Origin of the sequence: Haloterrigena salina JCM 13891, assembly GCF_000337495.1 — an archaeon.
Lineage (GTDB): Archaea > Halobacteriota > Halobacteria > Halobacteriales > Natrialbaceae > Haloterrigena > Haloterrigena salina.
The window spans coordinates 169,885-181,298 of the sequence record NZ_AOIS01000054.1; the positions used below are offsets into that span (position 1 = coordinate 169,885).

General features: G+C 65.0%; 13 protein-coding genes. 4 read left to right on the forward strand and 9 right to left on the reverse strand.

All coding sequences use genetic code 11. The annotated features are described in order from the left end of the window. The first annotated feature begins 5 nt into the window (after positions 1-5). Positions 6-212, forward strand: a complete 207-nt coding sequence (locus C477_RS16385; RefSeq protein WP_008895643.1) for a hypothetical protein — start codon at positions 6-8, stop codon at positions 210-212. On the opposite strand, the gene C477_RS16390 is transcribed toward C477_RS16385, so the two are convergent. The 5 genes from C477_RS16390 to C477_RS16410 are packed head-to-tail and all read right to left on the reverse strand — an operon-like array spanning position 197 to position 5,537. Further along, positions 197-1,255 (reverse strand): glycosyltransferase family 2 protein, encoded by a 1,059-nt coding sequence (locus tag C477_RS16390; RefSeq protein ID WP_008895644.1) that lies wholly within the window; start codon positions 1,253-1,255, stop codon positions 197-199. The two genes, C477_RS16385 and C477_RS16390, sit on opposite strands and share 16 nt — an antisense overlap. Continuing rightward, positions 1,248-2,744 carry a nucleotide sugar dehydrogenase gene (locus C477_RS16395; protein WP_008895645.1) on the reverse strand — a complete coding sequence of 499 codons (1,497 nt, stop codon included), beginning with the start codon at positions 2,742-2,744 and terminating at the stop codon, positions 1,248-1,250. Before C477_RS16395 ends, C477_RS16390 begins: the two co-directional genes overlap by 8 nt. Further along, the gene (locus tag C477_RS16400) at positions 2,744-3,727 is read right to left on the reverse strand and encodes a Gfo/Idh/MocA family protein (RefSeq protein ID WP_049914598.1); all 984 of its coding nucleotides are present in this window, start codon (positions 3,725-3,727) and stop codon (positions 2,744-2,746) included. Before C477_RS16400 ends, C477_RS16395 begins: the two co-directional genes overlap by 1 nt. Next, on the reverse strand, positions 3,724-4,962 hold the full coding sequence (locus C477_RS16405) for a DegT/DnrJ/EryC1/StrS family aminotransferase (RefSeq protein ID WP_008895647.1): 1,239 nt from the start codon (positions 4,960-4,962) through the stop codon (positions 3,724-3,726). The genes C477_RS16400 and C477_RS16405 overlap by 4 nt, the downstream gene beginning before the upstream one ends. Further along, the gene (locus C477_RS16410) at positions 4,959-5,537 is read right to left on the reverse strand and encodes an acyltransferase (RefSeq protein WP_008895648.1); all 579 of its coding nucleotides are present in this window, start codon (positions 5,535-5,537) and stop codon (positions 4,959-4,961) included. Before C477_RS16410 ends, C477_RS16405 begins: the two co-directional genes overlap by 4 nt. A gap of 417 nt (positions 5,538-5,954) precedes the next feature. Here C477_RS16410 and C477_RS16415 point away from each other — a divergent pair, with 417 nt between their 5' ends. Further along, positions 5,955-6,488, forward strand: a complete 534-nt coding sequence (locus C477_RS16415; RefSeq protein ID WP_008895649.1) for a DUF7344 domain-containing protein — start codon at positions 5,955-5,957, stop codon at positions 6,486-6,488. Between the two features lie 585 nt (positions 6,489-7,073). Here C477_RS16415 and C477_RS16420 read toward each other — a convergent pair. The 3 genes from C477_RS16420 to C477_RS16430 all read right to left on the reverse strand — a co-directional run bounded on the left by C477_RS16420 (position 7,074) and on the right by C477_RS16430 (position 9,132). Continuing rightward, positions 7,074-8,060 (reverse strand): DUF1616 domain-containing protein, encoded by a 987-nt coding sequence (locus tag C477_RS16420; RefSeq protein WP_008895650.1) that lies wholly within the window; start codon positions 8,058-8,060, stop codon positions 7,074-7,076. A 221-nt stretch (positions 8,061-8,281) separates the two neighbouring features. Beyond that, positions 8,282-8,557, reverse strand: a complete 276-nt coding sequence (locus tag C477_RS16425; protein ID WP_008895651.1) for a PadR family transcriptional regulator — start codon at positions 8,555-8,557, stop codon at positions 8,282-8,284. Positions 8,558-8,799: 242 nt separating this feature from the next. Continuing rightward, positions 8,800-9,132, reverse strand: coding sequence for a winged helix-turn-helix domain-containing protein (locus C477_RS16430; RefSeq protein ID WP_049914599.1), 333 nt, complete (start codon positions 9,130-9,132; stop codon positions 8,800-8,802). A gap of 558 nt (positions 9,133-9,690) precedes the next feature. On the opposite strand from C477_RS16430, the gene C477_RS23070 reads away from it, so the two are divergent. Then, positions 9,691-9,852 (forward strand): DUF7563 family protein, encoded by a 162-nt coding sequence (locus C477_RS23070; protein ID WP_008895653.1) that lies wholly within the window; start codon positions 9,691-9,693, stop codon positions 9,850-9,852. A 386-nt stretch (positions 9,853-10,238) separates the two neighbouring features. Next, the gene (locus tag C477_RS16435; protein ID WP_008895654.1) at positions 10,239-10,742 is read left to right on the forward strand and encodes a DUF7344 domain-containing protein; all 504 of its coding nucleotides are present in this window, start codon (positions 10,239-10,241) and stop codon (positions 10,740-10,742) included. Between the two features lie 87 nt (positions 10,743-10,829). Here C477_RS16435 and C477_RS16440 read toward each other — a convergent pair. Beyond that, a partial coding sequence (locus C477_RS16440; RefSeq protein WP_008895655.1) for a CARDB domain-containing protein occupies positions 10,830-11,414 on the reverse strand: 585 nt, incomplete at its 5' end.

The window sequence follows — 11,414 nt, forward strand, 5'->3', positions numbered from 1 at the left end:
GTTCTATGTCACTCTCTCGCCTGCTCTCCGGTCTCTTTACCGGATCGGAGCCCAACACCGAGTCACCAGCGACGACACAGCACAGTGGCGAGAGCGAGCCGTCGTCGACGGTCATCTACGAGTGTCGCACCTGCGGAACGACCGTCTCGGCGGACACGGTCAGGTGTCCGGCGTGTGAGGGCAACGATATCGTTCGTTACTCGATCGACTGATCGGGCGTCTCGACCTCGGTCCTCGCACCGCTGTAGTCGTATCTAGTCGTCTCGAGCGATTCGTTTTCGTCGAAGTCGAGGTAGATCGCGAACCCGAGTGCGATCAGGCCGACCAGGACGGCCACGAACGAGCCGATCGCACCGGTGTACCCGTCCTTTCCGCGGAGGGTTCGGACGATCGAGTTGCCGAGTCCGGCGCTGCCGCCGAGGAGTCCGGTGGCGCCGGCGCCGTAGAGGACGACGGCGGGATGGAACTTCTCGACCACGTAGCGGGTCTTCAGCCGCCAGATGAAACTCCGGAGCAACAGCAAAGAGACGAACCGCACGAACGGAACGTAGCGGATGCTACTGTTTTCCTCGCCGTAGACGGCCGACATCGAGACGTCCGCGACGCGACACTCGTTGACGTTGAGATGCGTCAGCAGGTGGTTGAGGAAGCCGTACCGATCGGTGATCGCCTCGAGATCGAGCCGTTCGATCGTCTCTCGCGAAATGGCGGTGTAGCCGTTCTGCGGGTCTCCGATGGTCCAGTACCCCGAGGCGAACTTCGAGAGTCCGGTGAGCAGGGCGTTGCCGAAGAACCGGAACGTCGACATGCCCTCGCGGTCCTCGGGGTGGAGCAGCCGGTTGCCCTTCGCGTAGTCGGCCTCGCCCTCGACGACCGGATCGATGATCCGATCGAGGATCGCGGGGTCCATCTGGCCGTCCCCGTTCATCACGGCAACGACGTCCATCTCGTCGTTGGCGGCGTGTTTGTATCCCGTCTTGACCGCCGCTCCGTAGCCGCGGTTCTCCTCGTGGCGGATCGGCACGACCCGCCGGGAGTCGCCGCCGTCGGCCAGCGCGAGCGCCGGCTCGGGCTCGGCGTCCTCGTTGATCTGCGCGGCAACGTGCTGGATCTCCTGCCAACTGCCGTCCGGCGAGGCGTCGTCGATGGCGTAGATCCGATCGACGAAGTCCGGAACCGTCTCGATGACGGTCCCGACGAACGACTCCTCGTCGTAGGCCGTGACGACGACGCCGATTCGTTTGCCCTTATACATCGTCTGTCCCGGCGTTCTCGAGGGTGCCGTCGGTCTCCGTCGATCGTTCGTCGGTGCCGCCGTCGGCGGTCAGCGAGCGTTCGGCCGCCGCGATCGCGTCCGCTCCGCCGTCGCCACGCGGCGGCCGTCCGTCCGCCGTTCCGCCGAGGGTGTACCGCCGGTGTGGCGTTCCCGAAAGGTCGACCGCGTCCCGGCCGTCGACGACGATCATCGGCTCGAGGTCGGCCCACGGAATCGCCTCGAACTCGGCGTGGGGCGTCACGACGATCGCGGCGTCGAACGATTCGTTCGCGAGGTCGTCGATGTCGACCGCCCGAGCGCCGTAGTCGGCGGGATCGACCAGCGGATCGACCCCGGCGACGTCCGCGCCGGCCTCGGCCAGCGCGTCGATCACGCCGATCGCCGGCGACGCGCGCGTCTCCTCGACGCCGGGCCGGTAGGTGATGCCCAGTACGACCACGGACGCATCGGCGAGGTCGGCGCCGGTCGCCTCGAGTTCCCGCTCGAGTCTGTCGACGGTGACTGCCGGCATCTCGTCGTTGAGCCGGCGGGCCGTCCGCGTCAGGTCCATCGGTTCCTCGGCCTGCGAGAGCAGGAAGTGCGGGTAGAAGGGGATGCAGTGGCCCCCGACGCCCGGGCCGGGATCGTGGAGCTGGCACATCGGCAGGTCGTTGGCCGTCTCGATCGCCTCGCGGACCGAGATGCCGAGTTCGTCTGCCAGCCGTCCCAGTTCGTTGGCCAGCCCGATGTTGACGTCCCGGTAGACGCCCTCGAACACCTTGACGGCCTCCGCGGTCGTCGCGTCCGAGACCGGGTGCACCTCGTTGCTCGAGAGCTCGTCGTAGACGACCGAGGCGGCCCGAGTGCTCTCCGAATCGATCCCGCCGACGACCTTCGGATACGCGCCGCGGATGTCCTCCAGCGCGCGGCCGCTCGACGTCCGCTCCGGACAGAACGCTAGCCCGAACTCGTCGCCGTCGAGACCGCTCTCCTGTTCCAGATGCGGCTGGATGACGTCTCGACAGCTCGTCGGCGGCAGCGTCGACTCAGCGATGACCAGATCGCCCGGCGCTAGTCCGGCAGCGATATCGTCGACGACCGACTCGACGGTCGCCAGGTTCGGATCGTCGTCGTCGTCCAGCAGCGTCGGGACGATGATCACGTGGATCCGCGCGTTCGCGGCCGCCTCGGGGCCCTCGGTCGTCGCCTCGAGCCGACCGGCGTCGACCTGTTCGGCGACGAGCTCGTCCAATCCGGGCTCGCCGACGACGTGGTTCTCGCCGTCGTTGGTTCGGTCGACGACGTCGGGATCGATATCGACGCCCGTGACGGCGCCCGTCGTTTCGGCGTAGACGCCCGCCAGCGGCAGCCCCATCTTCCCGAGGCCGTAGACGGCGACCGGTATTTCGCCGCCGGTGAGCAGGTCGCGTTGGCGTTCCGGGTCGACGGTCGAGTCGTAGAGCCCGACGTCGGTCTCGTCGGCGACCATCAGGCCTCCACCTCCCGTTTCTCGGTCTCCTCGGTAACCAGCGAGTCGATCGTCTGGACCATCTCGAGGGCCCGGATACCGTCTTCGGCGGTGACGACCGGCTCGGAGTCGTTCCGGGCGGCCTCGACGAACGACTCGAGTTCGTGCCGAAGCGGCTCGCCGTTATCGACGCGGGGCCGTTCGACGACGCTCTCGTGGCGGTACCGGCGCTTGCCGTCGTCGGTGAGGTACTCCGGATAGGAGTCGCGGTGGATCAGCACCGACTGCTCCAGATAGTCGACCTCGACCAGACACTCGCGGGCGGTGACGGTCAGCGTCCGGACTTTCTTTTGCGTGACGCGACTGGCCGTCAGGGAGGCGACGACGTCGTCGAACTCGAGCGTCGCCGTCGCGTACTGGCCGCTCTCGGTTCCCGTCGCGGTCACCGAATCCGGCCGGTCCTCGAGCAGCGAGGCGACGATGTCGAGATCGTGGACCATCAGGTCGAAGACGACGTTGCCCAGCGCGGTCCGATCGAGCGGCGGGCCGAGTCGTTCGGCCTCGACGCTGATGACGTCGAGGTCCTCGAGCAGGTCCGTCACCGTCTGGACGGCCGGGTTGAACCGCTCGATGTGGCCGACCTGCAAGACGAGACCACGTTCCTCGGCCAGTTCGGCCAGCGCGCGGCCCTGTTCGGTCGTCTCGGCGATCGGTTTTTCGACCAGGACGTGGACGTCGGCGTTCAGACAGTCCGAGACGACATCGTAGTGAGCCCGCGTCGGGACGGCGACCGTGACGACGTCACAGCGCTCGAGGACGGTCTCGAACGCGACGGCGTCGGTGGCGTACGCGTCGGCGACTCGCCGCGCGACCTCCTCGTCGTGGTCGGCCACGCAGGCGAGTTCGACGTCCTGTAGTTCGCTGTACACGCGCGCGTGGTTCTCGCCCATGGAGCCGACGCCGATGACGCCGGCCCGAATCGGTCGTGAAGGTGTTTCGTTCATTGGGTGTGGAAGTGGTCGGTCACTGCTTCGACGACGGTTCGCCGATCGCGCTCCGAGAGGGTCGGATGCACCGGCAGCGAGAGCACGGTCTCGGCCGCCCGCTCGGCCTCGGGAAGCGACGCCGCGGCCGTGCTCACCGTCTCGTAGGCCGGCTGGCGGTGGATCGGCGTCCCGTAGTAGACGCCGGTGTCGACGCCCCGCTCGTCGAGGGTCGCCGCCAGCTCGTCGCGCTCGTCGGTCTGGATCGTGTACTGGTGGTAGACGTGCCGGTAGCCGTCCGGCTCCGTCGGCGTCTCGACCGGCAGCTCGGCCAACTGCTCGTCGTAGTAGGCGGCGTTTTCCCGGCGCGCCCGGTTGAAATCGGGCAACCGCTCGAGTTGCTCGCGGCCGATGGCGGCGGCGAGGCTCGTCATGCGGTAGTTGTGGCCGAGGTCGACGTGCTCGTAGCTGCCGCCCTCGCCGACGTCCCGGCCGTGGTTGACGAAGCTCGCGGCTCGGTCGGCGAGGTCGTCGCGATCGGTCGCGATCATCCCGCCCTCGCCGGTCGTCATGTTCTTCGTCGGATAGAACGAGAAGCAGGCCGCGTCGCCGAACGAACCGACGCGCTCGCGGTCGATTTCCGCGCCGTGGGCCTGGCAGGCGTCCTCGAGGACGAACAGGTCGCGCTCGTCGGCGATCTCGCGGAGCCGTTTCATGTCGGCCGCGAGCCCGTAGAGGTGGACCGGCAGCAGGCCGACGACGTCGTCGCGCTCCTCGAGGACCCGCTCGACGGCGTCTGGATCGAGCGTGTACGTCTCCGGATCGATGTCGGCGAAGACGGGCTTACCGCCGGCGAGTCTGATCGCGTTCGCGCTCGCGACGAAGGAAAACGGCGACGTGAGCACCGCGTCGCCCTCCTCGAGGCCCAGCGCCTCGAGGGCCGCGTGCAGGGCGGTCGTCCCGTTGGAGGTCGCGACGGCCCGATCGGTGCCGCAGTAGGCGGCGTACTCGTCCTCGAAGGCTCTGACTTCCGGTCCGTCGGCGAGCATGCCGCTCTCGAGGACCGATTCGACCCGCTCGACCGCGTCGTCGCTGAGCGTCGGGTTCGCGATCGAGACGGAGTCGCTGGTATCGGCGCCCTCGTCGCTCGGCTCCGGCGCATCGCTCTCGGCCTCGGCGACGCCGCCGTCGGCCTCGGCTACCGGCTCGGTGCCTGGCTCGCGTCCGGCGTCGGTGTCGGTATCGGGATCAGTCATGCGATCTGGTTTGCTCCCTCGAGCGGTTCGGGCAACGCCTGAACCGTCGCCGGCGTGCCGACAGCGAGCGTGTCCGGCGGGACGTCTTCGGTGACGACCGACCCGGCGGCGACGAAGGCGTTCTCGCCGACGGTGACGCCGGGCAACAGCGTCGCGTTCGCGCCGATCGATGCGCCGTCCTCGATCGTCGGTCCCTCGAGGCCGTTGTCCGTCCTGATCGGGTACTCGTCGTTCGTCAGGGCCGCGCTCGGCCCGATGAAGACGTTATCACCGATCGTCGTCTCGGTCGGAATGTAGACGTTCGTCTGGAGGCTGACGTGGGAGCCGATCGTCGTCTGGCCGTCGATGACCGTCTTGGTGCCGACGAGGACGTCGTCGCCCATCGTCGTCCCTTCCCGGACCAAGACGTCGTGGCCGGTCGTGAACTCGTCGCCGATCGTCACGTCGCCGTAGACGATCGAGCCGGCCCTGATCGTCGCGCCGTCACCGACTCGCGTCGGGTCGTCGAACTCGCCGTATCCGACCGTCGCGTCGTCGTCGACCGTGCAATCCTCCCCGTGGACGAACTCGCTCACGGCATCTCACCTCCGGAGCTGTTCCTCGAGACCGTGCCAGGAGTGCGGAACTGTCGTGTTGGCTGATACATGAGTACTCGATACCCGCGTGGGCAATCGTGCTGATACAGCCGGTAACACGGCTTTGTTATCCCCGCCCTGAGGCTGCCGTAGTCACGAACTATACACGCGAGGACTGACGACCTGGTGAAATTACCGCGATACAGGCGATTCCGAGTACATTTAGCCGATCCGAACTGCTATTCCTCGAGAAATGTCGGATTGGACGTCAGTCACGGCCGGAAACTGGTATAAATCCCTTTCGTACGGGTAGCCGAGTGATAGTAAAGTGCCAATCCCTGGCATTCGGTGACGTGAGGTATCCGAATAGCCCCGGAGACCGGATTCAGAAACCGGTTTGGGAACGCGAGGACGCCTATGTCTGAACACGAACTGACACAGGCCGAACTGTTCGACGTCTTCAGCAACGCTCGTCGGCGACGGACCGTCCAGTATCTCAAGCGGCAGGGCGGCGCCTGCGATCTCGCTCCGCTCGTCGAACAGGTCGCTGCCTGGGAAAACGACGTCGACCCGGACGAGGTAACGCGCACGCAGCGTCGGCGGGTGTACATCTCCCTCTACCAGACTCACCTGCCGATGCTCGAAGAACACGGAATCGTCGACTGGGATCCCGACGATCACACCATCGATCTCCTCCCCCATGAGGACGTCTTCGACCCCTACCTCGATCACCGACTCGAGGATCAACGGGAGTGGCACCGGCCGTACGTGACGGTAACGGCGTTGGGCGTCCTCGGACTCGTACTCTCGTGGCTCTCGATCGGTCCCCTGACGGCGGCCGCCGCCCCGGTCGTCGCACTGACGCTTTGCCTGCTCGTTCTCGCCCTCGCAGTGGTCCAGCACGTCTCGCGGCGACCCGACCTCGAGTTGCCCCTCGGCTTGACGAGCTAGCGACCGTTCCCTACGCCGCCCGACCGGTTCTACGTGTCATTTGCTCCCGCTGAGACTCGCGTCTCCTCCACTGTTTAGTTCGTTCGCTGGCCCTCGGGTTCGCCGTTCGCGCGGCCCGCGGGACCGTCGGCCTTGCATCGGCGCAACCGACTCCGCTACCAAGATTGTTTGCTCTCGTCACGGACGACACCGACTACTAATCCTGTATTACCAACTACCGATGTAAAAAACCTCATTTTTCTAATTGGCCGACTCTCAATGTGGACTTCGACTCCCGCGGAAACGCTCTCGGGCCGAACGGCGACAGCACTCTCCGGACGAACGACGACTGGGGACGCCGAGCGCGCGGCGTCGATCGACGACGCCTCTCACCTCGGCTGGCGGGTTCCGTCCGTTTTCCGGATGTTCCGGATCGGCTTCCCGGACGTTCCTGAAACAGCCGCGCTCCGGTCAAAACGGGATCCATACAGTGCGGCCAAGGAGCGGAGCGGTCGTCGAGCGCTCCGCCACAGCGGGGCCGTCGCCGTCGGCGCTCGAGTCCGGCGGGCGAATCGCGATCGTCGCGTCTCCGGCGCCGGAGACGCGTCACTCCTCGACGGTGACCCAGAAGTAGGTGTCCTCTTCGGCGTTCTCGTTCGTCGGCTCGTCCGGCGGCTCTCCCTCGTATAGGAGGACGCTAATGCGGACGGTTTCGCCCTCCGACGCCGTCGGCGTGACGCTCAGTTCGCCGGTCCCCGTCGTTCCGTCGTCGAGGGTGGTCTCGAGGTCCTCGAGCCGCGTCCGTTCGACGACGCTGTCGTCTTCGATCACCTGCTCCTGGACGACGACCGTGTAGTCGGTCGCCTCGCCTTCCTGATTCGTGATCGAGACGGTCACCGGGACGGATTCGCCAGGCGCGACCTCGTCGGTGATGTTGCCGGCGACCAGCTCCTCGCCGCCGTTATCGCTGTACAGCGCCAGTTCGGTGTAGCCGCCGGTCGACGGCGGCACGAGAAAACCGAACAGGAGCGCGCCCGCCGCCGCCCCGATCGCGAGCACGACCAGTATCGAGGAGGCCGTCGCGACGGCGCTCTCGTCTCCCCGGAGTCGCGCGAGCGACGCGAGCGGGGAGACGGTAAACCGCTCCGATGCCGGCGTTCGGAACCGCCTGATGACGCCGAGCTGCGCGAGCACGACGGTGACGACACAGAGCGTCGCCGCCGTCGACATGGTCGTAAAGCCCCACTGGGTAAACGGCAGGGCGATCCCGACGATCGGAACGACCGCCAGCGAGAGCGCGACCGCGAGCCCCAGTCGCTCGAGGACGTCGATACCGCGGGACTGTCGATCGATCGCCGTCGACGTCGCCTCTCGCCCGCTCTGATCGGCCGCCGGGAACAGAACCGAGACCAGCGCGTACCCTGGGAGGAAGAGCACCAGCGGGAAGGTGACGAGCAACCGCACCACGTTCCCGTCCGGCGTGGCCGTTGCGATTCCGTACGCCAGTATCGCGGCGATCGAGACGACGGCGAGATCGAACGGATACTGGCGGATGACACCGACCCCCGTCAGGCGACTCGTTCCGTGACTCATCGGTTAGCCACCGGGAGTTGATCGGGGGGGCGTAATCCGTCTGAAGACGACACGTAGAGCATTCTCGCTTCGGTCTCTCTTCCGGGAATCGCTTTGTTATGGTCGGGTTACCGCGCCGTCGGTCGAATCGATCGTCGACACCGGTCTCGTGCGTGATACGTTTTCGCCGGCTACCGCCGATAGACGCCGGTCGGCTTCCCACCGCGGCTCCCGGACTACCGCTAGAAATCGACGTACTGTTCTTCCCACTCGCGACGTTCCTGGATCCGCTCCTGGCCCGTCTCCGTGATCGCGTAGTAGTTCGTCCGTCTGTCGAGCTCTCCCTTCTCGACGAGTTCCTTGTTGACGAGCGTATCGAGGTTCGGATACAGTCGCCCGTGATTGATCTCGGAGCTGTAATACTTCTCGACTTCGTCCTTGACGGTCTGTCCTGACGGCTGATCTGCGCCTGCGATCACGTACAGGAGGTCCCGCTGGAAGCCGGTCAGATCGTGCATTGCTCAATCACAGTGACCATTCCCCTGAGTAGATATTTGTTATCCGTATCATACAGGGATGTTAGAACTCCTTTCAAGACATATCCGCGGAACTAAAGTGCACGTTCCGGCGATTCTCTCTCCAGCGAGACGATCCGCACCTGTCGCGTCGGGCGACATCTGTCGCTCACTTGCCTCTCGGCGCCCCCCGTTGATCCGCTCGGTCGGGTAGCCCCCAATGAGACCGATCGCGTCGGCCGCGCTCACCCGTCGGTGGACGGCATCGAAACGTCGATCCCGTCCGCACAGATCTCTACCTCGAGCGTTTCGATCGTCGCTTCGTAGGCCGTCGTATGCGAGCCGTCGTCGTCGAAACGAACGCACTCGGAGAGGAGTCCGCTCTCGAGGAGATTATTGATCCGTCGATACACCGTCGCCGACGAACTGTCCGTTCGCTTCGTCAGCTCCTTTGCCGTCTTCGGCCCGTCGCTCGTGGCGACGAGAATCATTCGTGCGCATTCGTCACCGAGAACGTCGAGCTGGGCGGACGGGTCGGGCGTGGATTCCGTTCGTGTATCGCTTGCTTGCATTGACATCGTCGTATTCACCGAGTTCGTGGAGATCGACTTCGTTCGCTCTCGCGGGAGAGGGCTCGATACGGATCGACTGGGCGTGGTCCGTCCCGGTCGCGGATACCACCGTTACATTCCAGCACGACGATCGGTAAGCGATAGTGGTATTTTATAACGATGTACCTTATCCGTTGGAAACATCAGTATTCGGCGCCGAAACTCGACGTTTCTCGCTCGAAATACCGTATTTCGAGCCGGCTCGAGACGCTCAATACGACCTTTGAACGCCGAATGCGGGCAAAGCCATCTGAATTCACTGTCCCAATCACTGGGACGAAATCTCTCCAGGCAGTCCTTCGACGGCAGTACAGCACGCTACGGGGTCGGAAACTGCGTATTTCGCGGTTCTCGGAACCGCTCGAGAGGTGAACGGTCTCCGTCCTTTATTCATATCTGCCCCCCTCGGTAGGATGTCGTTCGGACGAGTGCGATAGTCTCGCGGTCGGATCCGCCGCCGTTCGTCACTGCTCGTCCGCGTACCACCCCCCAACCATGAAATCCACCCAACAAGACTGGAAGCCCATGGAATCGTCGACGGCAGGCGCTCGCTGTCGAAACTGCGGCACCCACGTCACACAGCAGTTCGCACGCGTTTTCGGCGATAACGGCGATATCGTCCACGGGTGTCCGGCCTGTACGACGTACCGCGAAATGCAGTCCGGCGGCCACCTCCCCGGTGAGTGACGCGCCGGGCTCCAGCTGCGACGTTCCGTCTGCGGTCGACCGTTTTTCGCGATGGTCCGTAACTCGAGATCCCTAGTTCTATCGCTGGACGATACGCCCCGTGCTCTGGACCCGATCGATTCCGCCGCCGGTCGCTCGGTGGCGCGAACCGACCGTCTCCGAGGAGGATGCGATCGTGTCACGAGGCAACTACAGGGACCCTCGAGTGCGGCGTCGCGGTCCCGGTGTACCCTCGCCTTACTCGCTAGCCCGCCTCGCCGCGCGTCCTCGAGGGCGAACAGCGACGTCCTAGCCTGCAAAAGTTAAAGTCGGTGGTCTGCGAAAGGCAAGCGTGCATGGTAGCTGGTGGTGGACTGTTCGTGGAGCACGCGTTCGCTTTCTGATCGATGTCTGTCCAGACGAACCGAACTGAGTCGCTCGAGGAAAGTGAAGTCTTTCACATCCTCGGGAACGACAGACGACGAGCGATCGTACAGTTGCTCGCCGAAGAGGCCGGGCAGGTCGACGTCTCGGATATCGCCTCGGAGATCGCCGCCAGCGAGACGGATACGACCCCCGTTCCGAACAACCTCTACAAGAGCGTCTACGTCTCCCTCCAGCAGACGCATCTCCCGCAGCTGCAGGAGGACGCCGTCATCGAGTACGACTCCGACTCGAAGACGATCACGCCGGGGCCGAACTTCGAGGACGTCTTGCAGTACATCGACGGCCACGGCGAACTGCAGGCCTCGGTTTTGCAACTCCACCTGGCCTTCTGTATCGTCGGCCTCGCGATCATCGCGTTCGCCGGTCTCGGCATCCCGCTCGTCTCGAGCATCGATCCGGTGCTCTCGAGCGTCCTCGTGTTCCTGATCGTCGCCGCGAGCAGTCTGTATCGCCTGCTCAGCTGATCGTCTCGCTTTTCCGCGGGGACCCGTCGTCACTTTTCCCGCCGTCCGCTGGAAAAAAGTCCGCCCGCCTGCGTCGCGTCGTTCGGCTCAGTTCGCGGCGGTAATGCTCGTCGTCGTGTTAGCACTCTCGTTGACGGTGACGTTGGTGTCTCCGTCGACAGCGGTGTCGTTCTCGATGTCTTCCTCGAGGTCGCTTTCGAGGTCGCCGTCACCGCTCGTCGCCGCGGTGATCTCGATCGTGCTGACTTCGCCGGAGAACTCGGTGAGGACCATGTGGACGTACTGCCCGGGCTCGAGGTCGCTCGTGTCGACCTCGAACTCGACGTCAGTGGTCTCGCCGGCCGCCAGCGTCGTCTCCTGTGCTTCGATCAGGTCACCGTCCAGACGGAACTGGACCGCTTCGGTTCGTTCCTCGTCCGTCGGGTTCGTGACCGTTGCCGTGACGGTGAGCGGCTCACCGGCTTCGGCGGTGTCGGGCGCCTGGAGGTTCTCTACCGTGAACGAGTCAGCGGCCTCAGGTTGCTCTTCGACCGGTTCTTCGGTTTCGTTCGGTTCTTCGACGACCGGTTCTTCAGTCTCGTTCGGTTCTTCGACGACCGGTTCTTCGGTCTCGTTCGGTTCTTCGACGACCGGTTCTTCGGTCTCGTTCGGCTCTTCGACGACCGGTTCTTC